The sequence below is a fragment of the Vibrio sp. V39_P1S14PM300 genome (assembly GCF_009904765.1).
Taxonomy (GTDB): domain Bacteria; phylum Pseudomonadota; class Gammaproteobacteria; order Enterobacterales; family Vibrionaceae; genus Vibrio; species Vibrio proteolyticus.
Map to the genome: position 1 here is coordinate 1 of NZ_WXWP01000263.1, position 22,294 is coordinate 22,294.

At 52.0% G+C, this 22,294-nt stretch carries 25 protein-coding genes; 19 read left to right on the top strand and 6 right to left on the bottom strand.

The genetic code is table 11. The features are described from left to right. Positions 1 to 171 precede the first annotated feature (171 nt). From CAG65_RS13330 to CAG65_RS13415, 18 genes are all read left to right on the top strand, one after another. On the top strand, positions 172 to 990 hold the full coding sequence (locus CAG65_RS13330; protein ID WP_161453962.1) for a FliM/FliN family flagellar motor switch protein: 819 nt from the start codon (positions 172 to 174) through the stop codon (positions 988 to 990). Further along, positions 987 to 1,355, top strand: coding sequence for a flagellar motor switch protein FliN (gene fliN / locus CAG65_RS13335; RefSeq protein ID WP_021704212.1), 369 nt, complete (start codon positions 987 to 989; stop codon positions 1,353 to 1,355). Before CAG65_RS13330 ends, fliN begins: the two co-directional genes overlap by 4 nt. A 12-nt stretch (positions 1,356 to 1,367) precedes the next feature. Continuing rightward, positions 1,368 to 2,126 (top strand): flagellar type III secretion system pore protein FliP, encoded by a 759-nt coding sequence (gene fliP, locus CAG65_RS13340; RefSeq protein WP_161453963.1) that lies wholly within the window; start codon positions 1,368 to 1,370, stop codon positions 2,124 to 2,126. Positions 2,127 to 2,138: 12 nt separating this feature from the next. Further along, positions 2,139 to 2,408 (top strand): flagellar biosynthesis protein FliQ, encoded by a 270-nt coding sequence (fliQ, locus tag CAG65_RS13345; RefSeq protein WP_021704214.1) that lies wholly within the window; start codon positions 2,139 to 2,141, stop codon positions 2,406 to 2,408. Continuing rightward, positions 2,408 to 3,184 carry a flagellar biosynthetic protein FliR gene (fliR, locus tag CAG65_RS13350; protein ID WP_021704215.1) on the top strand — a complete coding sequence of 259 codons (777 nt, stop codon included), beginning with the start codon at positions 2,408 to 2,410 and terminating at the stop codon, positions 3,182 to 3,184. The genes fliQ and fliR overlap by 1 nt, the downstream gene beginning before the upstream one ends. Then, the gene (flhB, locus tag CAG65_RS13355) at positions 3,181 to 4,308 is read left to right on the top strand and encodes a flagellar biosynthesis protein FlhB (protein ID WP_161453964.1); all 1,128 of its coding nucleotides are present in this window, start codon (positions 3,181 to 3,183) and stop codon (positions 4,306 to 4,308) included. Before fliR ends, flhB begins: the two co-directional genes overlap by 4 nt. Positions 4,309 to 4,339: 31 nt before the next feature. Beyond that, the gene (flhA, locus tag CAG65_RS13360; RefSeq protein WP_021704217.1) at positions 4,340 to 6,430 is read left to right on the top strand and encodes a flagellar biosynthesis protein FlhA; all 2,091 of its coding nucleotides are present in this window, start codon (positions 4,340 to 4,342) and stop codon (positions 6,428 to 6,430) included. Then, positions 6,423 to 7,238 carry a diguanylate phosphodiesterase gene (locus CAG65_RS13365; RefSeq protein ID WP_161453965.1) on the top strand — a complete coding sequence of 272 codons (816 nt, stop codon included), beginning with the start codon at positions 6,423 to 6,425 and terminating at the stop codon, positions 7,236 to 7,238. The genes flhA and CAG65_RS13365 overlap by 8 nt, the downstream gene beginning before the upstream one ends. A 176-nt stretch (positions 7,239 to 7,414) precedes the next feature. Continuing rightward, positions 7,415 to 8,281 carry a lateral flagellin LafA gene (lafA, locus tag CAG65_RS13370; RefSeq protein ID WP_161453966.1) on the top strand — a complete coding sequence of 289 codons (867 nt, stop codon included), beginning with the start codon at positions 7,415 to 7,417 and terminating at the stop codon, positions 8,279 to 8,281. 338 nt (positions 8,282 to 8,619) lie between these two features. Further along, positions 8,620 to 9,957, top strand: coding sequence for a flagellar filament capping protein FliD (gene fliD / locus CAG65_RS13375; RefSeq protein ID WP_021704220.1), 1,338 nt, complete (start codon positions 8,620 to 8,622; stop codon positions 9,955 to 9,957). Between the two features lie 21 nt (positions 9,958 to 9,978). After that, on the top strand, positions 9,979 to 10,365 hold the full coding sequence (gene fliS, locus CAG65_RS13380; RefSeq protein WP_161453967.1) for a flagellar export chaperone FliS: 387 nt from the start codon (positions 9,979 to 9,981) through the stop codon (positions 10,363 to 10,365). Then, complete coding sequence (locus CAG65_RS13385; RefSeq protein WP_021704222.1) at positions 10,349 to 10,660, top strand: hypothetical protein; 312 nt, start codon at positions 10,349 to 10,351, stop codon at positions 10,658 to 10,660. The genes fliS and CAG65_RS13385 overlap by 17 nt, the downstream gene beginning before the upstream one ends. A gap of 4 nt (positions 10,661 to 10,664) precedes the next feature. Next, a complete protein-coding gene (locus tag CAG65_RS13390; RefSeq protein ID WP_161453968.1) occupies positions 10,665 to 11,684 on the top strand; it encodes a flagellar hook-length control protein FliK in 1,020 nt (339 codons plus the stop codon). A 20-nt stretch (positions 11,685 to 11,704) separates the two neighbouring features. Beyond that, complete coding sequence (locus CAG65_RS13395; protein WP_161453969.1) at positions 11,705 to 12,199, top strand: flagellar basal body-associated FliL family protein; 495 nt, start codon at positions 11,705 to 11,707, stop codon at positions 12,197 to 12,199. A 12-nt stretch (positions 12,200 to 12,211) separates the two neighbouring features. Further along, the gene (locus CAG65_RS13400) at positions 12,212 to 12,940 is read left to right on the top strand and encodes a FliA/WhiG family RNA polymerase sigma factor (RefSeq protein ID WP_161453970.1); all 729 of its coding nucleotides are present in this window, start codon (positions 12,212 to 12,214) and stop codon (positions 12,938 to 12,940) included. 9 nt (positions 12,941 to 12,949) lie between these two features. Next, the gene (motA, locus tag CAG65_RS13405) at positions 12,950 to 13,807 is read left to right on the top strand and encodes a flagellar motor stator protein MotA (protein WP_021704226.1); all 858 of its coding nucleotides are present in this window, start codon (positions 12,950 to 12,952) and stop codon (positions 13,805 to 13,807) included. Continuing rightward, entirely contained in the window at positions 13,807 to 14,799 is a 993-nt protein-coding gene (locus CAG65_RS13410; protein WP_161453971.1) for a flagellar motor protein MotB, read from the top strand. The genes motA and CAG65_RS13410 overlap by 1 nt, the downstream gene beginning before the upstream one ends. 90 nt (positions 14,800 to 14,889) lie before the next feature. Next, the gene (locus tag CAG65_RS13415; RefSeq protein WP_021704228.1) at positions 14,890 to 15,177 is read left to right on the top strand and encodes a hypothetical protein; all 288 of its coding nucleotides are present in this window, start codon (positions 14,890 to 14,892) and stop codon (positions 15,175 to 15,177) included. A gap of 244 nt (positions 15,178 to 15,421) precedes the next feature. Here CAG65_RS13415 and CAG65_RS13420 read toward each other — a convergent pair whose 3' ends face one another. Together CAG65_RS13420 and ycaC are read right to left on the bottom strand one after the other, a co-directional pair. Beyond that, positions 15,422 to 16,339 (bottom strand): pirin family protein, encoded by a 918-nt coding sequence (locus tag CAG65_RS13420; RefSeq protein ID WP_021704229.1) that lies wholly within the window; start codon positions 16,337 to 16,339, stop codon positions 15,422 to 15,424. 66 nt (positions 16,340 to 16,405) lie between these two features. Next, on the bottom strand, positions 16,406 to 17,029 hold the full coding sequence (gene ycaC / locus CAG65_RS13425; protein ID WP_021704230.1) for an isochorismate family cysteine hydrolase YcaC: 624 nt from the start codon (positions 17,027 to 17,029) through the stop codon (positions 16,406 to 16,408). Between the two features lie 367 nt (positions 17,030 to 17,396). On the opposite strand from ycaC, the gene CAG65_RS13430 reads away from it, so the two are divergent. Beyond that, positions 17,397 to 18,302, top strand: coding sequence for a LysR family transcriptional regulator (locus CAG65_RS13430; RefSeq protein WP_161453972.1), 906 nt, complete (start codon positions 17,397 to 17,399; stop codon positions 18,300 to 18,302). An 87-nt stretch (positions 18,303 to 18,389) separates the two neighbouring features. On the opposite strand, the gene CAG65_RS13435 is transcribed toward CAG65_RS13430, so the two are convergent. From CAG65_RS13435 to CAG65_RS13450, 4 genes are read right to left on the bottom strand one after another with little or no spacing between them, the layout of a single operon-like run. Then, a complete protein-coding gene (locus tag CAG65_RS13435; protein WP_161453973.1) occupies positions 18,390 to 19,433 on the bottom strand; it encodes a flagellin in 1,044 nt (347 codons plus the stop codon). A gap of 17 nt (positions 19,434 to 19,450) precedes the next feature. Beyond that, positions 19,451 to 20,350 (bottom strand): flagellar hook-associated protein FlgL, encoded by a 900-nt coding sequence (gene flgL / locus CAG65_RS13440; RefSeq protein WP_021704233.1) that lies wholly within the window; start codon positions 20,348 to 20,350, stop codon positions 19,451 to 19,453. 16 nt (positions 20,351 to 20,366) lie between these two features. Continuing rightward, complete coding sequence (gene flgK, locus CAG65_RS13445) at positions 20,367 to 21,740, bottom strand: flagellar hook-associated protein FlgK (protein WP_021704234.1); 1,374 nt, start codon at positions 21,738 to 21,740, stop codon at positions 20,367 to 20,369. Beyond that, positions 21,741 to 22,289 (bottom strand): rod-binding protein, encoded by a 549-nt coding sequence (locus CAG65_RS13450; protein ID WP_161453974.1) that lies wholly within the window; start codon positions 22,287 to 22,289, stop codon positions 21,741 to 21,743. It abuts the gene before it with no gap. Positions 22,290 to 22,294 lie beyond the last annotated feature (5 nt).

Consider the following 22,294-nt stretch of genomic DNA (forward strand, 5'->3'; position numbering starts at 1 on the left):
AGCTAACTCCTTTCGATATTTATTTGAAGACCAATTCTTGAAGTTCAAATCAACATGTGAACTAAAGTCACAAACTTAAAATTAGAAACTAAAAAACAATAAAAAAGTCTGTGTAGACTAGCCGCATTAAAACGAAATAGTTCGTAATTGTTAAGAAACGGTAAAATACACATGGAACCACAGATCCATAAATCTATTTCTGAGCCAAAACCACTTAGCGTTGAGTTGCTCGGAAAACCGATTCATATTGTCAGAGATAAACTAGAAAACATTATTCAGGACTCCAGTCACTGTTTAGTGAACGAGTTACAACACTGGCTAAATACGAATCAAATCGAAGTCGTTTTTAATCAGGTGAGCTTACACACTCTCGCTCCGCTAGAGATGGATAAGTCACTGACGTCGGTATGTCGGCACCAACAAGGCGGTCTCGTGTACGTCTATTGCGACACTCCGCTGCTGATTAAACTGGCTGATCGCTTTTACAACGCTGACCTTGAGCGCAGCAAAGGCACACTGACCAGCAGTGACCTGCGCCTGCAAGAACGCATGACTCGTCACATCATTGACTGGATTGCTCCAGGCGATATGTGGCGTAACAGCGATTTCGAGCTCAGCTACGGGATTGGCCTGAAAACCACACTGGATATTCATTTTGGTGAACACAGCGGCACGCTGACGATGGTTTTTGACAGCCAGTTAATTCAGACCCTGATTGACCAGCTCGATCTGCATCAACAGGACGATCTGCACGATCCGTTCTGTCACGCACTGGAGTCGGCACCGGTAAAACTGAATGTTCTGCTGAGCAAGAAAACCCTGCCACTCAGTGATGTGTTGAATCTGGCTCCCAACGACATTATGCCAATTGAGCTGCTGAGCACGGTGCCAGTCAGCATTGGCAATGAACGCCTGTTTACCGGCCGCGTGGCCGAACAGGAAGGACAACTTGTATTAATTTTGAACGACGATAAGGAATCGCTACGATGAGTGAATCACCTGAAAACAACACCTTTGATGGTGAAGAGCTGAACTTTGATGATTTTCAACTGGAAGACTTCTCCGGCGACGTCGCGACTGAAGCGGCTGAGCGCCCGGAACGCGACCTGAGCTTTTTCAAAAATATTCCAGTGACGGTTACTCTCGAAGTAGCCAGCAAAGAGATTGCACTGGGCGATTTGATGAAAGCGGGCGAAGGCAGTGTCATTGAACTCGACAAACTCAACGGTGAGCCGCTGGACGTCAAAGTCAATGGTTCACTGATGGGGCATGCTGAAGTCGTTGTGGTCAATGAAAAATACGGTCTGCGCCTGATCGATGTGCTGGATTCAGCACTGACGTCGGTTGGTCAGTAAGGTTCAATTCAGATGGAAAAACTGCGTTCCCCATGGGCATGGATGCCTGCCCTGCTGTTGGCGTTGACGCTGGTTGCCATGCCGACGCTGGCAGCCGATAACGGACTGACCATACTCTCCGTCACCGACGGCCAGAGCGAACAGGAATACAGCGTCAAGTTGCAGATTTTGCTGCTGATGACCGCGCTGAGTTTCCTGCCCGCATTCATTCTCATGGCGACCAGTTTTACCCGGATTATCGTCGTACTGGCGATATTGCGCCAGGCACTTGGCTTACAACAGAGCCCGCCCAACCGGGTTCTGGTTGGCATTGCACTGACGCTGACGCTGCTGATCATGCGCCCGGTTTGGAGCGACATTTATCAAAATGCGTTCCAGCCTTACGACAACGGAGAAATCACGCTGATCCAGGCGTTTTCGGTGGCGGAAAAACCCATTCGCCATTTCATGCTGGCACAAACGCAACAGAGTTCACTGGAGCAGATGTTGCGAATTGCCAACGGACCGCTTGATCAGAATGTTGAGGACATCTCGTTTGCGGTGGTACTGCCTGCATTTGTCATCAGCGAGTTGAAAACCGCATTCCAGATTGGTTTTATGCTCTTCATTCCTTTTCTGATCATTGATCTGGTGGTCGCCAGTGTGCTGATGGCAATGGGGATGATGATGCTTTCCCCGCTGATCATTTCGCTGCCGTTTAAGTTGGTGATCTTCGTCCTGGTGGACGGTTGGGCCATGACTGTCGGCACTTTAAGCGCCAGTTTCGGCTAAACGGAGGACCTCATGACCCCTGAGTTAACCGTAACTCTGTTTTCCAATGCCGTGTGGCTGATCATTACCATGGTTGGCGTCCTGGTGGTGCCCGGACTGATTGTCGGTCTGGGCATTGCTATCTTCCAGGCTGCCACACAAATCAACGAACAGACACTCAGCTTCTTGCCGCGTCTGATGGTTACCTTGCTCATGGTGATTTTCGCCGGCCATTGGATGCTGCAAAAAATCATGGACCTGTTCGACTACCTGTTCCATAACATTCCGGGGATGATCGGCTGATGGCACTGACCTTTGCCGAGCTCTCTGCTTGGTTGGGCCAACTTTGGTGGCCGTTTTTTCGCGTTGGTGCGGTGTTTCTTTCGATGCCATTTTTTGGTGACGCGCTGATCCCACTTTGGGTTCGTAGCCTGCTCGCCTTATCTCTGGTGGTGATCACCGCGCCGCTGATGCCCGCCATGCCCGCCGTTGACCTGTTTTCAATGACTTCCCTATACCTGGCCTTTGAACAAGCGGTTTGGGGCCTAATGTTCGGGCTTATCCTGCATATGCTGTTCAGCATTTTCACCACGCTGGGGCAGATTGTTTCGTTACAGATGGGCCTCGGTATGGCAATGATGAACGACCCGGTCAATGGCATGTCGGTGGCGATTCTTGGCCGGATTTTCCTGATTTTCAGCACGCTGCTGTTTCTGGCACTGGAGGGGCACCTGCTGGTCATTGATATTCTGATTCAAAGCTTCACCATCTGGCCGGTCGGATCCGGGATCACCATGCTTTCACTGCAAGGCGTTGTGTCGATCTTCGGCTGGATGTTTGCTTCCTCACTGGCACTGGCCCTGCCGGCGATTGTTTCCATGCTGCTGGCTAACATCAGTTTTGGCGTCATGAACCGCGCAGCACCGGCACTCAACGTCTACGCACTCGGCTTTCCGATGACCATGCTGCTCGGCCTCTTTAGTGTGCTGATCTCTGTGTCCGGAGTGCCAAGCCGGTACACGGCACTGGTGCACGATACACTCAACTATCTGAATACCTTTATGCTGGGGGGCGCATGAGCGAACAATCGTCTCAGGACAAAACCGAAAAGGCTTCCCCCCAGAAGGTCAAAAAAGCCCGCGAACAGGGCCAGATTCCCCGAGCCAAAGAGTTTACCGCTGCGGTCATTTTCCTCGCGGTGGCGATCTACTTCTACAGCCAGTTAGCCACCATTTGGCAGAGTATCTCCGGGGTATTCCGTTTCAATATGGCGCTGACTAAACAAGATCTGGCGACACCGGAAAAAATGGTTGAACAGCTCGGCCACAGCCTCGGCATCGTTCTCGAAATGCTATTGCCGATGTTTGTGGTCATCATCGTGGTGGCGGTCGCCAGTTCGCTGATTCTCGGCGGCTGGATGTTCCGTCCGGCCAACGTGCAACCTAAGCTGAGTAAGCTCAACCCGCTCAATGGCCTCAAGCGGATGTTCTCAACCCGCTCTCTGGTTGAGCTTCTGAAATCTACCCTCAAAGTGAGTGTGATTTTTGCGGTGCTGTACGGCTACCTGGACAATCACCTCCAGCCACTGCTCGGCATGCAACGCCTGCCACTCAGTCAGGGAGTCAGCCTGATCATGACCATTCTGTTCGAAGGTCTGCTGTTGATGGGCGTGGCTCTGCTGATTTTCGGGGTAATAGATATTCCTTATCAGCGCTGGGAGCACCTCAAAGAGCTCAAGATGACCAAACAAGAGCTCAAAGAGGAATACAAAAACAACGAAGGCCGTCCGGAAGTAAAACAACGCATTCGCCAGATCCAACAGCAGTTTGCCCGCCGGCGTATCGACAAAATGGTGCCCACCGCTGACGTAGTGATCACCAACCCGACGCATTACGCAGTGGCACTTAAGTACGACCCATCCCTGTCGGATGCGCCGTTTGTGGTCGCCAAAGGCGTGGATGAAACCGCGATGCACATTCAGCGTATCGCGCGTGAAAATCAGGTGGAAATCATCAACTCGCCGCCGCTGACGCGTTCCATTTATCACACCACCGCGATTGAACAGGCCGTTCCGAGCCAGTTGTACATCGCCGTGGCCCACATTCTGACTTACGTCCTGCAGCTTAAATCGTTTCGCAAAGGCGAAGGTGAGCAACCACTGCCCTTGCCACACTTTTCGATTCCTAAGCACCTGCAGCACTGATTAACCAGCATTAACCCAAGGATAAGAAAGCATGCTTAATCGCTTGAAACAAATTCAGTCGTCGACCAAAGGCTACATCGGGATACCGATTGTGTTGTTGATGGTTCTGGCCATGGTCATCCTGCCATTGCCACCCTTGCTGCTGGATGCGCTGTTTACTTTTAACATCGTCCTGGCCATTCTGGTTCTGCTGGTCAGTACCACAGCTAAACGCCCGCTGGATTTCTCGATATTCCCGACCATTCTGTTGGTTGCAACCCTGCTCCGCTTGACGCTCAACGTCGCGTCGACCCGTATTGTTCTGCTGGAAGGCCACAACGGCGGCGATTCCGCCGGTAAAGTCATTCAGGCGTTCGGTGAAGTGGTGATCGGCGGTAACTATGTGGTTGGTATGGTCATTTTCGTCATCCTGATGATCATTAACTTTGTGGTGATCACCAAAGGTGGCGAACGGATTTCCGAAGTATCGGCACGTTTTACCCTGGATGCCTTACCGGGTAAGCAGATGGCCATCGATGCCGACCTCAACGCTGGTCTTATCGATCAGGAGACGGCCCGCCAACGCCGCCGTGAAGTGGCCAATGAAGCAGACTTCCACGGTTCAATGGATGGTGCGTCCAAATTTGTGCGCGGCGATGCCGTTGCCGGCTTGATGATCCTGTTCATCAACATCATCGGCGGTATCAGCATTGGTGTGTTTGAGCACGGCCTGCCCGCGTCTGAAGCGTTTAAAACTTATGCTTTGCTGACCATCGGTGACGGTCTGGTTGCTCAGATTCCGTCCCTGCTGCTGGCGACAGCTGCTGCTATCATCGTTACCCGCATTAACGACAGCGATAATGGCATGTCGGAGACCATGCACAAGCAACTGCTGGCCACCCCGACCACACTGTTCACCGTTGCAACCATTATGCTGGTAATCGGCCTGGTTCCGGGTATGCCTCACTTGGCATTCTTCACCTTTGCAGCGGCGCTCGCCTTTGCGGGCTGGCGTCAGAGCAAAAAGCCGGTTCACGATCCGCAAATCGAAGAAGTGGAAGCCCTGTCACAGGCGATGCAGGACGACGATGCCCCGCTGACCTGGGAAGACATTCCCCACGTGCATACGCTATCGCTGGCTTTGGGCTACCGATTGGTTCACCTGGTGAACAAAGAGCAAGGTGCCCCGCTGACCCAACGTATCCGCGGTGTCCGACGTAACTTATCGGAACAGGTCGGCTTCCTGCTACCGGAAGTGCGTATTCGCGATAATCTGAGCCTCAAACCGAACCAGTACACACTGTCGCTTAACGGTGAAGTGATTGAGCAGGGCTTTATTGAACCTGAACGTCTGATGGCAATTGCGGTCGGTGACACCTACGGCGAAGTCGACGGCATTCTCGGCAGCGATCCCGCTTATCAGTTGCCGGCAGTCTGGATTGAGCACAACGACAAAGCGAAAGCGCTCAATATGGGTTATCAAGTGGTGGACGACGCCACAGTGATCGCAACGCATATCAGCAAAGTCATGAAGTCGCACCTAGCAGAATTGTTTAATCACGATGACGTAGAAGCCATGAATCAGCGCCTTACTCAACAGGCTCCGAAACTGGCCGAAGCCTTGGGCGCCGCGCTGAATCCGGCGCAGCAGCTCAAAGTTTACCGTCAGCTGCTGCTGGATCAGGTACCACTGAAAGACATCCGTACCATTGCCAACACCATGTTGGAGTCATCGGAAAACACCAAAGACCCCATTCTGCTCGCCGCCGATGTCCGCTGCGCGCTGCGCCGCACTTTGGTCAACCTGATTGCCGGCCAGAAAAACGAAATCAGTGTCTATGCATTGTCGGATGAGCTTGAGCAAATGCTGATGACCTCACTGCAGCAGGCTCAGGCCAGCGGCGCAGTGATGCTGGACAGCTTCCCTATTGAACCGAATATTCTGAGTCAGTTCCAACAGAACCTGCCGTTGATCCGCCAACAACTCAAACAACAGGGTCTGGCGCCGATTTTGTTGGTTATGCCGCAACTCAGACCTTTAATTGCCCGTTATGCCCGCAGTTTCACACAGGGTCTGGCGGTCTTGTCTTACAATGAAATCCCAGAAAACAAACAAATCAACGTGGTAGGAAACCTTGGCTAGTCTTATATCAAATCAGGCAATGTATCATTACTTGCGCGAACTGATTGAACAATATGTCGTCACGGATGACGACAAAATTATCTTTGAAGCTTTTCTGCAAAATGATGTCCGACACGCCTGTCAGGCGATTCGTGATGCGTACAGCGGTGAAGTGGAGTATCAACACCTCACTCTGCGCTTTGGCAACCGCAGTGAGCAGAGTGTGTATCAGTTTGACCTGTCACAGACCATGCAGTACTGCCTGGATCTGTACAGTCTCTATCTGGCGCTGCGCCAGACACGCTTTCAAATGGAAACGTTTCATCCGGATCTGATCAGTAACGTGGTTGTGCCGATCCGGATGAGTGCTTTGCTGTGGGAGCCGGGGCTGGAATTTCTCCATCAGATTTTCCGTCATCATCAGGATGCGTTTGCCCATGTGATTCCATCCCTGCAGATGACACCGGAAAACTTTACCCGGGCAGACAGCACCGAGCTGGTAGAGCAAATTCGTACTAACGCCTATGCGTTGTGGTTCGAATTGTGCGCGCCCGGCGAACACTTCGAGCCCTACGCCGACTTTAAACCGGACATGATCAAACTCTCCTTTACGCTGGAAAGTAAAGAAGATCGCAGTAGCTTTCTGCCCATTATACGTTTTCTGCGTAAACACCGTTTGAGCTGGACCGCCGGACGCGTTGCCAGTCAGATAGAGCTGAACCAGTGCAAGCTGCTGGGTGCAAGCCACTATTTTGGTTACTTCAGTGATATTCCGACCTCTGTGTCTTTCCGCTCTTTCGATGAAGCCGACAACGAGGAATGTCGCTAACCCCCAATAAAAACGCGAATTAATGGAATTGAGATCACCAAAAACCACCTAATTTCATTAATTCGCTATTTTTTTTCAACCCCGATTAAATCCTGCCAAACAAGTAACCGCCTCTAGTTAGTGACCAGGGAAATTCCCAGAGCCTGAAAGACAGTTAGCAAACCAAGGAGACTAAGATGGCTTTATCTATGCACACTAACTACGCTTCACTAGTAACTCAAAACACGCTAAGCAATACAAACAACCTACTGAACACTGCAATGGAGCGTTTGAGTACTGGTTACCGTATTAACTCAGCAGCGGATGACGCAGCGGGTCTACAAATCTCTACCCGTCTTGAGTCTCAAACTCGCGGCATGAGCGTAGCAATGCGTAACGCACAAGACGGCATCTCTATGATGCAAACCGCTGAAGGCGCGATGGATGAGATGACTAACATCGTTTACCGTATGAACGATCTGGCAACTCAAGCATCAAACGGTTCAGCCTCTGCTGCAGATAAAACTGCACTGAACAGCGAATACCAACAGCTGAACGAAGAACTGGCGAACATCATGAGTTCAACCAACTTCGGCGGTCAGAAAATGTTCCAGACCACAGGTTTTGCGGCTGGCGCAGTGAACATCCAAATCGGTACTAACTCAGGTGAACAACTGGCTATCGACGTATCGACTGAAATCGGTAATCTGGACACAGCTGTAGGTGCTGCAGGTGCTTTTGCTCTAGGTGACATTTCAACTGAAGCGGGCGCACAAACTGCACTGGACACGTTGACTGGTGCAAATGGTGACGCAGGCGTTCTGGCTCAAATCGGTACAGTACGTTCAAGCTTTGGTGCGAACATCAACCGTCTAGAGCACACTATCGTTAACCTAGGCAACATGGTTGAGAACACATCTGCTGCGAAAGGCCGTATCACTGATGCAGACTTCGCTGTTGAATCTTCCAACATGACTAAGAACCAGATGCTGATGCAAGCCGGTACTACAGTTCTGTCTCAGACTAACCAGCTGCCAGGCATGGCAATGTCTCTGCTTCGCTAAGACGCCTCCTGATTCTTATCTACTCCAGTTACGCAAAGCCTCCTTCGGGAGGCTTTTTTTATACCTGTGCTTCCCTCTCAGCCCCGGCGGCCCAGCTTAATTCTATGTCCATTCCGGTCGCCCTACTTATAGAGGAAAGTTGTTCAGCCCTTTCAGGAAAAAGCGGAATTGCCCATTAGGAAGCAGCACTTCCGCTTTTGACACAAAAACAACTTAATACATTGAATTTAAAGACTTTAATTACTGGCACACATCTTGCGATTTAGCAATTCAATTACTAACGATTGATGAATCGGCCTGATGATGGGTCATCAGTCTGAGTTACAGGGAGCAACCCGATGAGTTCATTCGATCCAATTAACATGGCCACCCAACTGGCCACGTATGACGTTCAACCATTCCAGAAGCGTTACCAGATGCAGGCGGACAAATACCAGTCGCAGTTGACCGCGCTGGGTAAAGTGGAAAGCGCACTGCGCGACTTCCGCTCTGCTGTCGATGCAATGAACAGCAGTACCAGCAGCATCATCAAAAATACCGCCACCTTGTCTCAGGATGGGTATTTGTCGGCGAACGTTGACGCGAAAGCTCTGGTCGGCAACTACCAGATCTTCGTAGAGCAGATCGCGACCGCGCACCAGGTCTCAACCAGTATGCCGGCTGACTTGGATGCCACAACCGAAATCCCGACCACAGGAACGCTGGAGTTCACCATCAACGGTGAGAGCATGACGCTGGATCTGTCCACGGTCGATAGCGACGGCGATGGTAAAGCCACCATGGCGGATCTGATTTCGACCATCAACAACGACAGCAACAACCCGGGTGTAAACGCCACGCTGGTGCGCTCAAATGGCCAAACCCACTTCATGTTGTCCAGCACAGAAACCGGTGTCGAGAACCAAATCAACGTGTCTGCCTCAGGAACGGGAGCCACTTGGTTTGAAGATGCCTTCACCAACCTCAATGAAATCAGCGCACCTCAGGATGCTGTCATCTGGCTGGGCGCGAAAGACACGGGTCTGAAACTGACTAACGCCAGTAACACGTTCAAGGGTGTGATTGACGGGGTGGATGTCACGGTCAACAAAGCGCAAACGGCTGGCGAGAGCCCAATCGGCATGACCATTGGTGCCGATAACGAAGCGACCAAAGAGCAGGTCAACAAATTCGTCGACGCCTATAACACGCTGATGTCGACCATCGATGAGTACACCTCCATCGGTGGCGAAGACAAAGCGCGTGGCGTTCTAGCGAGCGACCCGACTTTGCGTTCGATCGAAAGCCAACTGACCAGTTTGGTACGTGGTGAATACAACGGCATGCGTCTGAGCGAAGCCGGCATCAGCATCGATCGTAACGGCAAAATGAAACTGGACGCGAAGAAGTTTGAGGCAGCGCAATCCAACAATGGCGCCGCGCTGGAGGCGATGTTTAACGGCGACGGTAACCTGCTTGATTCCATTGACGACATGGTGGAGCCGTTCCTTAAGTTTTCATCTGGCCTGTTCTCTTCTCGCAAAGATGCCCTGAAACAAAACATCAGCCGCATCGACGACAAGCAAGCTAACCTGGAACGCAAATACGACATGGCGTACGACCGCTATCTCAAACAATTCACTCAAATGAACACCCTAATGACCCAGATGAACCAAACCATGTCGATGTTTGGGTAAGTCTATTCAGGAGAAGTACTTATGCTAATGGATTCCGGCTACGACTCATATCAGCAGGTGGATCTGGATGCCCAGGCCGCCGCCGCTAACCCTCACCAGTTAGTGGTGATGCTGATTGATGGCCTGCTTGACGAAATCGAACGAACCCGCGGCCATATCGCCGCGACTCGTCTGGCCGAGAAAGGCACCAGCATCAATAAATGCATGAACATACTGATCGGTCTCGACAGTGCGCTGGACGAAGAGAACGGCGGTGAAATCGCACAGAATCTGCATCAGTTGTATGACTTTTGCCAGATTGAGCTCTACCAGGCCAGCGTCCAGAACGACGTCGACAAACTGGCCAATGTCGAAAAAGTAATGGCGAATATTCGAGAAGGATGGGTAAGTTTTGGCAAGCACGCATAAAGTCTCTCCCGAGCGATTTCGTCATCTGTCAAAGCTGATGCAAATTGCGACCAAAACCGAGGACTGGCATGCCCTGAAGCGCTACGACTTACAGTTGCGCGAATTGCTGACCAGTCATAAAGCGTATTTGAGCGATCCTCAACTGGCACCGGAAATTGCCCGTGCTAAGGCCATTCATCAGGAGGCGTTCGACGCCTTGGAAAAGGCCACCGGCGAACTGCGTCAGGAGATGAACAAGGTTAACGCTCAGCAAGAGCGTGCCATGGCATATCAACTGGCGATGACGATGGAGTAACCGCATGATCACTACCTCTACCCTAGCCTCATCTGCGGTGAAATCAGCGGGCGGTGAAACGGGCAAAGTGCATGAAGCGCGAGTGTTCGGCGAATCGACACCAGCAAGCGGCGCATTTCGTCTCGGCCAACCATCGACAGCGATGGATCCCGCATTGTCGTTCACGCAAAACGGTGAGCACTCAACAGGCGAATCGCAGCAAGATGACACGCAACAGGACATTCTGACTCTGCTGCTCAGCGGGCTGACCAGTGCTGCGACTCCAGAACGGAATCCGCTTCACGCCAGTGCACCAGCCAACGAACGTCTCGGCCAGATGAAGATCCACGGCGAGCACGCGGCGGTGAATCAACATCGTGCAGACACGGCGGTCACAGCGCAAACAAGTGAGCTGCGCCAGAGCCAGGCAGCGGCTTCCGTGAGCGAGCTGCCCAGTCAAGTCAAACTGACGTCACTGAGCAATGATGTGTTGTCGTCTGGTTCGTCTCAGCCATTGGCGCAACCACTAATGGCCGGTGCCGCATCGGCTCAGTCTCACACCCTGCAAAGCGCGGCCACAACCGCAGCCTCAGCAACCAGTGCCCCTCAGACCGCAGAATGGGCCAGCGTGCGTATTGATACTCAGGCCGGACGCTGGGGCGAGCAGATGATGCAGGTGTTGCACGACAGAGTCTCTTTGCAAGCGCAACAGAACCTGCAAGAAGCCAAAATCCGCCTGGATCCGCCAGAGCTGGGCAAACTCGATCTGCTGGTGCGGGTGGAAGGCGATCGCCTCAGTGTTCACATTAACGCGAATGCCAGTGCTACCCGCGAAGCGCTGATGCAGGTTTCCGAGCGTCTGCGCGCCGAATTGCAGGATCAGAACTTTGTCCATGTCGACGTTAATGTCGGTTCGGATCAAGACGATCAAGCCAGTCCCTATTCACCAACAGACGAGCAGGCCACCATATTTGCCGCGCGCGATCTGCGTGAAGACAACTCTCACACATTTACTTCTGACCACTGGCTGAACACCCAAGCCTGATTGATAACGAGGATAAGGTCATGACCAAACAACAATTGATTGCCGCTTTCATCGCAATGATCGTCACCAGCGCCCTCGTATCGGCCATTACCCTCGTGGGTGGTGTCTGGTATCTGAAAAAAGCCAGCCAGGACGATTCCGCTGACTTTTTTGAAGGCTCCTCCCTGTCGTTCCTGACGGAAGAACCTAAGCCCGTCAACACGCCAAGCTTTCACGCACTGGATAAAATTGTCCTGAGTGTCAAAGGCAAGAAACAATCGCACTTCGTGATGTTGGAAGTGGCGGTTGAAACCCGTCGTCCGGAACGCATCAAGGACATTGATGACTACATGCCGGTCGTCCGCAACTCGCTGCTCAAGCTGTTTGCTGATAAATCCTTCGACGATCTGCAGCGTGAAGGCGCGATCGACGATTTGCAAAATGAAGTGAAACAGACTCTGCTGATGGCCTTCGCCAAAACAGACATTGTTCGCGACATCGATGACGTGCTGCTCACCAAATACGTGGTGCAGTAAAGGAGCACCTCTATGTTGGATATGAACTTACAGGAAGGCTACAACGCCACGGAGGAGATCGTTTCACCGTCGGTGCCTATCGATGAAAATCGCCTGTTACAAAAGCATCAGATCCTGGTTAAGCGCGTGGTGAATCAACTGCGCGCCCACGCCAACACGCATTGCGGCGTGGAAGACATGCAGCAAATCGGGCTGATTGGTCTGCTCGAAGCGGGACGCCGGTATGGCAACATTGACGACGCCAACTTCCCTGCGTTTGCGGTATGCCGTATTCGTGGCGCCATTCTGGATGAGTTGCGTCGCCTAGACTGGCGTTCTCGCAAAACCCGTCAGCAGGCCCACGAACTCAACGACGTGACCCGGGATCTGACCCGTAAGCTCGGACGTCAACCCACCGATGCGGAGATCATAAAAGCACTCGGTACTGACGTCCGAGACTACTACTCGCGTCTGAATGCGTCGCTGGCTGGTGAAATGCAAAGCCTGGATCAATTGATTGAGAATGGCGTCGAAAGCCATATTGACAGCCACTATGACGGTATGGCTCACGAGCAAATCCGTCGCAGTCTCGATCAGGCGCTGACCAGGCTACCAAAGCGCGACCAACTGCTGCTGACGCTGTTTTACCAGCACGAACTTAACCTACATGAAATCGCCCTGGTTCTGGAGCTGACGCCACCGCGCATCTGTCAGTTGCACAAGCAGGCGCTGAAACAACTTAACCAATACTTGTCCAGTTAGGAGTCACTGATGCAAAAGTTTTTTGGTGCAATTACAGTCTTGATATGTGTCTTTGGCGGCTACGTCTGGGCAGGCGGCAGCCTGGCCGCGATCTGGCAGCCCGCGGAACTGCTGATCATCGGCGGTGCCGCGCTCGGTTCATTGATCATTGGTAACCCACCTCAGGTGCTCAAGGAGATGCGCCGTCAGGTGAAAATGATCATCACTCAGCCGAAAGATGAACAGGAGTATTACATGGAGCTGATGGCCGTGCTGAAGATTCTCTTGGAAACCGCACGCAACCAGGGCTTCAAATCACTCGACAGCCACATTGAGACACCGGAACAGAGCTCGATTTTCCTCGCTTACCCGAACATCGCCTCGGATCACCGCCTGATCTCTTTTATTACCGATAATTTGCGTTTAATGGCTATGGGCCAAATGTCGCCTCATGAATTAGAGGGACTGCTGGAACAGGAAATCGACGCCATTCAGACCGATCTGCTGCTGCCATCACGCTCGATGCAGCGCACAGCAGAGGCTCTGCCTGGCTTCGGTATTCTGGCCGCAGTGGGTGGCATCATCATCACCATGCAGGCGATTGATGGGTCGATTGCCATGATTGGCTATCACGTTGCCGCTGCTCTCGTGGGAACCTTTATCGGGATTTTTGGGTGTTACTGCTGTCTGGATCCGGCAAGTAACGCTATGGCCCAGCGCGTTAAGCGCAACATGACAGCGTTTGAATGCGTGCGTGCAACCCTGGTTGCCTACGTCGCGAAAAAACCAACGCTGCTGGCAATTGACGCGGGCCGTAAACATATTCAGCTAGACATCAAACCCACCTTTAACCAAATGGAGAAATGGCTGGCTGAACAGGAGGGATAATGCAAAAACAAGAACATGTGGTGTTCAAACGCAGCAAATCAGAGTCGCACGATGAACTTCACGGTGGCGCATGGAAAGTCGCATTTGCCGATTTTATGATTGCGCTGATGGCCTTGTTTCTTGTGCTGTGGGTCATGCAGGTGGTGGACAAAGAAGAGCGTAAAGCGATCGTCGCTCACCTGCACAGCTCCAGCGTGTTCGACAAGAGCTATGGCAATCCCTTTGATACCTCGCAAAGTATCTCTCCGATTGATCTGGCGGCTGAGTCTTCTGTACCCAGCCGTCATGATTCAAACCACACCGTCACCTCGTTTTTCCGTGGTGATGGTGACGGACCGGAGTCGGACTCGCTGATCCCGGGCAACTTCGATACACAGGAACGCCTGGCGGTACTGGCGAAAGTTGTGGAAGAGATGGTGCGTCAGATCAATGCTCAGGGTAATGTCAACGTCACTGTGACACCGCAAGGCCTGCGCATTGTGCTTCAGGACGACTACAAACAGAACATGTTTCGTCGTGGCGGCGCTGAGCTGACCCCGTTTTTTGAAGACCTGTTGCTGGCGCTGGCGCCAGTGTTCAAGCGAGTCAGTAACCCACTGATCATCAGTGGCCATACCGACTCCACGCGCTTCAAAAAACATTTCAGCAATCGCTCCAACTGGGAACTCTCCGCCTCCCGTGCAAATGCTGCCCGGCAGACGCTGGTCTCAGGCGGCATGCCGGAAGAACGTGTTTTGCAGGTTGCTGGGATGTCTGACCGTGCTCTGATCAACGAAACTGAGCCGGATGCGAGCGAAAACCGCCGGATTGAACTGTTTGTGCTGACCACGCCTGCAGCCGAGGTTCTGGAAACCTTGTTTGGCCAGCAGTCTGACAGCGAGTTACTCAAAGCCAGGGAAAAGGCGCAGTTTAATCAACCAGTTATTCGTCAAGAGACGATCAACTATCCTATACTCTCTAAGCAATCAGAGGAAACCCTGCAGAATCTCTAAGCAGAGACTCTGACTTTCCTTTACCGCCCTGTCTACAGGGCGGTGAATCTCCCAACCCTGTTCGTTACTAATGGAAGATCCGAGCAAGTTATGTATCAACACTCTGGCGACGCACCAAAAAAAGATGGGTTACAGAAAGCCTTACTCTGGCTAATCGTGATTGATTACTGCCTGCTGACGCTGTTTCTCAGCCAGTTAGCAAACCTGACCCTCAGAGCCGGCACTGGTATCAGCACCTTACTGGTTCTGTACAACGTGCTGCTGTCCTCGCTGTGCTTTCAACGCACCAGTAAGCGGGACTCCTACATTATCTACCCAACCCTTTCAGCCACCTTGTTGGCGTTTACCTTCTTCCTGTACTTTTTCTTTCTGATTTAGTGACAGGCATTCACACCGTCTGTTTAGCAGACAAAGAATGCGCCTCAATACGCCCTGTCATCTTTTCGTTCTGGTTTTAACACACTTTTTTCTCTCCCTTTAATTCACCAGACGGACACGCCAAAACCCGGTCTTCAAGTGACAGGCTTGAACCGGGTGGCAAAGCTTTTGGTTGTCGAACACAACCATTCAGATAAGTACCTGTAGCCACATATTATTGATGGCTGATGGCCGACAAAACCGTCTAGTCTGGAAACGGAATAAACTCATCTTCATCACCAGGCACCGTGGCAAAATGACCGGCTTTCCAATTCTCTTTTGCTCTGTCAATCAGCGCCTTATCTGTAGCAACAAAATTCCACTCCATGTAACGGGGTCCTATGGCCTCGCCGCCAACCAGTGCAATCACACTGTCTTGGGTTGCCATGACTTCCACGCCAGAGGAGCCATCCAAAATGGCCATCGAGTGCGCCTCCAGCTCCGTATCCTTGAAACGAACATGACCACTAACCACGTACACCCCTCGTTCTGGCACATCGGGTAGCACCAGTGTTCTTCCCGCCTCAATGCTCGCTTCGATATAGAGTGTTGGCGAGTACGTCATGACGGGCGAAGTGCGTCCATAAGCCGAACCAATCAGGATCCTGATGGACACACCGTCATTCAGGATGAAGGGAAGCTGTGCCTGATCATAGTGATAAAACGCCGGCGTCGTTTGCTCTTGTTCTTTGGGTAAAGCCAGCCAAAGCTGAAGTCCGTTCAAGGTGTTATTGGCGGTTTTGATTTCCGGTCGTTGCCGCTCCGAGTGCACAATGCCATCACCGGCCACCATCAGATTAATGTCACCGGGAAGAACCCGAGCTTCAGTGCCCAGCGAGTCACGGTGGAGCATCTCCCCTTCAAACAAATAAGTGACCGTGGCTAAACCGATATGAGGGTGAGGTCTGACATCAACGCCCTGTCCGGGCGCAAAGGTTGCAGGCCCCATGTGATCAAAGAAAACCCAAGGTCCAATGCTTCTGCATCCTTTGGTCGGAATCGTTCTGCGAACGCAAAATCCACCCAGATCTTTGTCTTTGGGCGTTAATATTTTTTTTACCGCATCACAACCATCAGACACGCCGCAAGGCAGTTCAAGCTCTTGATTCAGGTTACTCATCATCGTTTTCCGTTAACGCAAAAAGGGGGATCACTCCCCCTAAAAATAGCTGACTTTCCAGCACTGTGTTTAGTTACCAGCCAGTGTTGTGTAGCTTGTAATAAGATTGCGATAATCCGGGATATGGTTTGAGAACAACGTGCCCAAGCCTTCAATATCGTTGCGCCAGTCTCTGTGAAGCTCACAAGCGGCGCCAAACCAAGTCATCATCTGAGCCCCCGCCTGAGACATGCGCTCCCAAGACGCGTCACGAGTCATCGGATTGAATGTGCCAGACGCATCTGCGATCACAAAGACTTCATACCCTTCTTCCAAAGCCGATAGCACAGGGAACGCGACACATACCTCGGTGACCACACCGGCAACAATCAGCTGCTTCTTACCGGTTGCTTTGACAGCAGAAACAAACTCCTCGTTGTCCCACGCATTGATTTGTCCCGGACGAGCAATATAAGGCGCATCAGGAAACATCTCTTTCAGTTCGGGAACCAATGGTCCGTTTGGACCAGTCTCAAAACTGGTCGTTAAAATGGTGGGCAGATTGAAGTACTTAGCCATATCGGCCAGAGCCAATACATTATTTTTAAACTTATCAGGCTCAATATCCCGTACCAGCGATAACAAACCGGCCTGATGATCAACTAACAATACCGCTGCATTGTTTTTATCCAAACGGTTGTATTTAAAGCCCATATTCGACTCCTTAACTATAAAGTTTTCGCTATTTTGGGCCAGAATTGACACGCACCTAAACGACCATATTTAAGGTCTGCAATCACCTGGATAATGTCAGTTCCTGCCTCATCGATTGCACAGCAAACATACCGTCTTCGCCGATGGCATCGCTGCGTGATAGTTTGCCTTATATACAATAGACAGGATTTCTGCCTCTCAGTAAGAAAGCCATTTCCTATCCGCTGCGATGCTGTTCGGTTGACGATACTCACAACAGCGTTGATGGCCTATTCCATGTACAACGCCTATACAGATAATACATTTGGCACAATAATCCGGTAGACTGCTAAAATGCGAATCAGTGTTCCATATATAGGACAATAAAATGCAAGACCTCAACGATCTGTATTACTTTGTTCAGGCTTGTGAATACGGTGGCTTTGCCCCGGCAAGCCGGGCATTGGGAATCCCAAAATCCAAACTAAGCCGACGAGTCGCCGGACTGGAGGAACGCTTAGAGACCAAATTGATTTATCGCTCTACCCGCAGCTTTCACCTCACGGAAGTGGGACAAACATATTTCCAGCACTGTAAAGCGATGTTGATCGAAGCCGAATCGGCTCAAAATGCCATCGACTCACTCAAATCTGAGCCAAGAGGGACAATCCGGCTAACTTGCCCTATTGCGTTATTACATGCCCATGTTGGCTGCATGCTGGCCGACTTCATGATGAAATACCCAGAGGTTAATATCGTACTGGAAGCAGCCAATCGCCGTGTGGATGTGATCTCAGAAGGCATTGATGTCGCCATTCGAGTCCGGCCAGAGCCCATTGAGAACAGTGAACTGGTGATGAGGGTATTGGCCAGGCGCAGCTTGCGCCTCGTTGCCAGCCCAGCCTTAGTCCGTCAATACGGCGCGCCAGACCAATTGAGTGACTTGGCCAACTGGCCCAGCTTGGGCGTTGGCCAAGCTCAACATCAGTTCGTATGGCACTGGCAATCTCCCGAAGGCCGCAACATGGAAATCGCCTATAAGCCCCGCTTGATCACCACGGATATGGTGGCATTGAGAAATGCGGCGCTAGCGAGCGTTGGTGTGGTACAGCTACCAACGCTGATGGTGACCGAACAACTGCGCGACAATATTTTGATCTCGTTACTTCCCGACTGGACGGCGCCTGCAGAAATCATCCATGCCGTTTACCCTTCCCGCAGAGGACAGTTGCCCGTGGTCAGAGCTCTAATTGATTACTTAGTGGAGCGTTACAAGAGTTTTGAGGAGCAATAAAAAAGCACCCATTGTCAGTCACAATGGGTGCTTTTTGTTGGTGCGCTAAGCCGTCATTCAGTCCGACGAACACTGGCCTACATTGTACTATTTCAACAACGCAACAACGGTGTGACGCTTGACATTGGCCTGCGCATTCAATGCCTTGAAGGTGGCAGTGAACTGACCCGCTGAAGCGTGCAGTTCGTCCAGTTTCTGATTGACTTCGCGGTTGGAAATCACAGGCGTCTGCTGACGCAGCGTCTGCATATTAGCCGTGAGTTCTGAGTGGAAATCTCTGGCCTGTTCCAGCCCGGTCTGCACCTGGCGTAAATGCTGATTAACTTTGGCGATGCCCTGCTTAACGCCTTCGCGAGTACTCAGATCAAAGCTCAATTCAGCGATGCCATCCGGCTCGGATTTCAGATTCAGCGCGTTGGCCTGCCCGGCAGGAAAACGGTGCCCTTGCCCCGTGACCAGCACTTTTTTCTGCATCTGCTGATACGATTTTTCCGACGCTTCAAATACGATGGTGCCATCTTGCGCCAGTGACGCGCGCATGCCCATTGGGATCAGGCTGCGGTCAAGCATTTTGATAGTCCGCTGACTGTCCGCCTGGCCATCAAACTGAATCATCACCGACTTGCCCTGCGGAAAATCGAGACGAATCTGCTCGCTGCGATCACTCAGGCGATGCACATTCAGGCCAGGGATAGAGAAGCGGCGTAGATCCGCCTGATCCAGCTTAAGCTTCAGCTCATTGTCCACCACGCGTTTGCCATCAAAACGAGACTGGTCCAACACCTGCTCAATATTGTGCTTGGCACGACTGAGGTTCTCTTTCAGGTTCGGCGTGTTGTGAGCGCCCTGGTTCATCGCTTGCGTCAGACTGCGTTTGATGGTCGTCAGCTCTTTACCAACGTACTGCAGTGAGCGGCTGGCAATCTGCACCGCTGTTGCGCTCTGCTGGCCTTTAGTCACCAGCACGCCCGACATCGAATACGACGGTGCCGTGGTCACCGTCTGTGGTTTTATATAGCGCTGGGTAATCGCTGTACTGTCGTCCGCAGAGCGCGACGGCGCAATTGAAGCCTGCTCCTGTCCGGTGAGTCTGATACTATGCGGACGGACCTCGACGGTACTCATTGCCATATCTGTGTTCCTTGCCCTTAAATGCGGTCAAATAGATTGAGATCGTTGATTTTTACGTAGCTCGCCTGCGTCGCCTGCAAAGCGGCCATGTAATTGCTCAGACGAACCGACGCTTCGGCGTAATCCAACGCCGATAAATCGCTGGTGACTTTATCGACAAACAGCTTATTTTCAGCATGCGCCCCATCCATCAGATCGAGGTTGTTGTGGCGGCCGCCGATTTCTGTCATCGCAGTCAACGTATTCGCCAACGTACCATCAATCGCATCCAGAGTGTTTGCAACTTCGGTCTGGAAATTTGGACTCGGTGCCTGAAATTCGGCTACCAGTACATCAATCTGGTTGAGTACGTTGGCGCCACCGCCCAGTTCAAGGATTTCCTTGGCCGTCATATTGGATTCCATCGTGACGCCTTTGGCGACTGTCACCACACGCTTGTCGGCATTCCCATCGATCACATAGCTGCCGCCACCGTTAGATACTGCGGGTATATCGGATTTTGTGCCCGAAAACAAAAAGTGGCCTTCTTCGTCCTGAGCATTGAAAGAGGACATCACCGAGTCACGCAGACTTTGCAGCTCAATAATCATACCCGAACGGTCTTCTTCGGTGAGCGTGCCGTTCGCTCCCCACAACACCAGTTCACGCATACTTTTCAAGCTTTCGCTGACGGAATCCAGATACACTTCCTGGCTCGACAGCGTTGTTTTTACGTTGGCGATGTTATCTTTATATTGGCCAATCGCACTGTTTTCCCGGTCAAGGTTGAGCAGTTTGATCGATGACATCGGATCATCCGACAACTTGGTCAGGCGATCACCGGTCGACATTTGCTGGAGTACCTGCCCCAGACCGGCATTGTTGATCTGCAGACTCTGCAGCATCATTTGACTGAATTGAGTATCACTGATTCTCATAGGTTTTTCCTGCTTATCAGAACAGTTGCAGCACAGAGTCGAACAGTTGGTTCGCGGTGCTGATCACTTTCATGTTGGCGTTGTGAGCATTGGCAAAGGTCATCAGGTTGGCCGCCTCTTCGTCGCTGTTCACCGCACTGACGTTGTTGCGTGCTGCTATCGCCTGTTGATTCATAGCATTTTTGGCCTGGTAATCAGAACTGGCCTGACGCGCTTTGATCGCCGTTTCACCAACCATGGAGGTGAATGCATCGTTCAATGTCAGCGAGCCAAAGCCACTGATCGCGACTGGCTTATTGCTAAGCGCAATCAGCGCCGTCAACACGTCACTGTTCCCCGGAGCGCCATCACCTGACAAAGCCAGTTGCTCGGGCTCCAGTTCGGTGATGTTGAGGCTGGTCGCCGGATGAGCCGGGTCATAGCTGAATAGCGGCGCACCGACGTTGCCGTTGAGATCCGTACCTGTGGCCAGCACCGCGTTGAATTCATCTGCCAACGCAGCGGCCATTTCATCAATGGAGACCTGGTAAGGCTTGAGCACTTCTTTTTGGTAATCGTTCATTGCGCCCAGCTCACCACCGACCGAGCCATTGATGGCGAAAGTCTGATTGCCAAAGGCCACCTGCAGATCCGCCATGTAAGCGTCGCTGGGGTCAGGCTGCGCGGTCAGTTGCCCGTATTCCCCGCCCATGACCAGCGGCTGACCAGAGGACAGCGAAACTTGCAGGCTACCGTCCGCCTGAGCGGTGGTTTTGACTTCCAGCACTTGCGACAACTGACCAATCAACAAATCTCGGGTGTCCAGCAACTGAGCAGGGTTACCGCCTGTGCCTTTGAGTTCAACGATTTGCTTGTTCGCATCAGCAATGTTGGCCATCAGGCTGTTGGCGTGCGACAGCGCAGCCACGCGCTGTTCACTCAGATCCCGATGCTGATTGTGCATCGATTCGGTCAGCGTATTGAAACGGCGCGCCAGCGCTTCTGCTTCATTGATGATCTGCTGACGAAAGGGAATCGACTCAGGTTTCACCGTGGCGTCATGCAACGCCGCGTACAGAGTATCCAGACCCGCAGACAGACTAAAACCGTCCGCCCCCAGAGTGTTCTCCAACTGGCTGAAGTTGGAAGTGTAACGGGACGCGTAAGACGACGCGCTGCCGGTTGCCCAGGTCTGCTTGATCAGAAACTCATCGGTGACCCGACGGATGCTGGTGACCTCGACCCCCATACCGGCATCCAGCTTATCGAAACGTGCGCCGGTAACCGAGGCCATCAGTGCTTGCTGACGGCTGTATCCCGGAGTATTGATGTTGGCTACGTTTTGTGCCGTCACATCCAGCGCGACACGGTTGGCGTTAAGGCCTGATAAGGCGATATTGACGATGTTCATTTACAACTCCATTTTTCGGATCAGCGGCTGGGTAAACGCGCTGGTCACGCTCACTTGTTGCAGCAGTTGCTTAACAGAGGCGACCGCTTCAGCGCTGGAGTTAATCAGTTGAGTCAGCTCACTCTGTTCATGCTCATCCAAACGTGAGCTTGCTTCCACTTCATTACGTGGTGGTTCATCGTTCGCCGGTGCTGCAACACGAGTGTCGAACTGCGCTTCTGCCATCGATGGACTCAGTTGCTTCACCAACATGTCAGCAATGCCAGACTGTTGTTTTTTCGCCATTTCGATGGCCAGCTGGCCATCGTACATGTCGCGGAACACCCCGTGCTGTTGGCTGGAGAACGGGCTGTCTTTGTCCGCCAGCACATCGCTGGAACTGCGCATCTGGCGCAGCACCATCTGTAAAAACATGGCTTCAAACTGACCTGCCACCGTTTCCAGAGCCGCTTTGTGGTCGCGACTGTGTTTGATATTGGTTAGTGCGTTGTTATCGTGATAGAGCACGGCGTTCATCTGCGCCTGATCTTTCATCGCATCCAGTTTCATTGCTC

Excerpts from the sequence above, each read along its gene's own strand:
- flhA (WP_021704217.1), top strand. The coding sequence starts at position 4,340 with ATGCTTAATCGCTTGAAACAAATTCAGTCGTCGACCAAAGGCTACATC.
- CAG65_RS13395 (WP_161453969.1), top strand. The coding sequence starts at position 11,705 with ATGACCAAACAACAATTGATTGCCGCTTTCATCGCAATGATCGTCACC.
- CAG65_RS13390 (WP_161453968.1), top strand. The coding sequence starts at position 10,665 with ATGATCACTACCTCTACCCTAGCCTCATCTGCGGTGAAATCAGCGGGC.
- CAG65_RS13415 (WP_021704228.1), top strand. The coding sequence starts at position 14,890 with ATGTATCAACACTCTGGCGACGCACCAAAAAAAGATGGGTTACAGAAA.
- CAG65_RS13430 (WP_161453972.1), top strand. The coding sequence starts at position 17,397 with ATGCAAGACCTCAACGATCTGTATTACTTTGTTCAGGCTTGTGAATAC.
- flgK (WP_021704234.1), bottom strand. The coding sequence starts at position 21,740 with ATGAACATCGTCAATATCGCCTTATCAGGCCTTAACGCCAACCGTGTC.
- ycaC (WP_021704230.1), bottom strand. The coding sequence starts at position 17,029 with ATGGGCTTTAAATACAACCGTTTGGATAAAAACAATGCAGCGGTATTG.
- fliS (WP_161453967.1), top strand. The coding sequence starts at position 9,979 with ATGCTAATGGATTCCGGCTACGACTCATATCAGCAGGTGGATCTGGAT.
- CAG65_RS13330 (WP_161453962.1), top strand. The coding sequence starts at position 172 with ATGGAACCACAGATCCATAAATCTATTTCTGAGCCAAAACCACTTAGC.
- fliP (WP_161453963.1), top strand. The coding sequence starts at position 1,368 with ATGGAAAAACTGCGTTCCCCATGGGCATGGATGCCTGCCCTGCTGTTG.
- lafA (WP_161453966.1), top strand. The coding sequence starts at position 7,415 with ATGGCTTTATCTATGCACACTAACTACGCTTCACTAGTAACTCAAAAC.
- CAG65_RS13410 (WP_161453971.1), top strand. The coding sequence starts at position 13,807 with ATGCAAAAACAAGAACATGTGGTGTTCAAACGCAGCAAATCAGAGTCG.
- flgL (WP_021704233.1), bottom strand. The coding sequence starts at position 20,350 with ATGAGAATCAGTGATACTCAATTCAGTCAAATGATGCTGCAGAGTCTG.
- fliN (WP_021704212.1), top strand. The coding sequence starts at position 987 with ATGAGTGAATCACCTGAAAACAACACCTTTGATGGTGAAGAGCTGAAC.
- motA (WP_021704226.1), top strand. The coding sequence starts at position 12,950 with ATGCAAAAGTTTTTTGGTGCAATTACAGTCTTGATATGTGTCTTTGGC.
- CAG65_RS13435 (WP_161453973.1), bottom strand. The coding sequence starts at position 19,433 with ATGGCAATGAGTACCGTCGAGGTCCGTCCGCATAGTATCAGACTCACC.
- flhB (WP_161453964.1), top strand. The coding sequence starts at position 3,181 with ATGAGCGAACAATCGTCTCAGGACAAAACCGAAAAGGCTTCCCCCCAG.
- CAG65_RS13420 (WP_021704229.1), bottom strand. The coding sequence starts at position 16,339 with ATGATGAGTAACCTGAATCAAGAGCTTGAACTGCCTTGCGGCGTGTCT.
- fliR (WP_021704215.1), top strand. The coding sequence starts at position 2,408 with ATGGCACTGACCTTTGCCGAGCTCTCTGCTTGGTTGGGCCAACTTTGG.
- fliD (WP_021704220.1), top strand. The coding sequence starts at position 8,620 with ATGAGTTCATTCGATCCAATTAACATGGCCACCCAACTGGCCACGTAT.
- CAG65_RS13450 (WP_161453974.1), bottom strand. The coding sequence starts at position 22,289 with ATGAAACTGGATGCGATGAAAGATCAGGCGCAGATGAACGCCGTGCTC.
- fliQ (WP_021704214.1), top strand. The coding sequence starts at position 2,139 with ATGACCCCTGAGTTAACCGTAACTCTGTTTTCCAATGCCGTGTGGCTG.
- CAG65_RS13400 (WP_161453970.1), top strand. The coding sequence starts at position 12,212 with ATGTTGGATATGAACTTACAGGAAGGCTACAACGCCACGGAGGAGATC.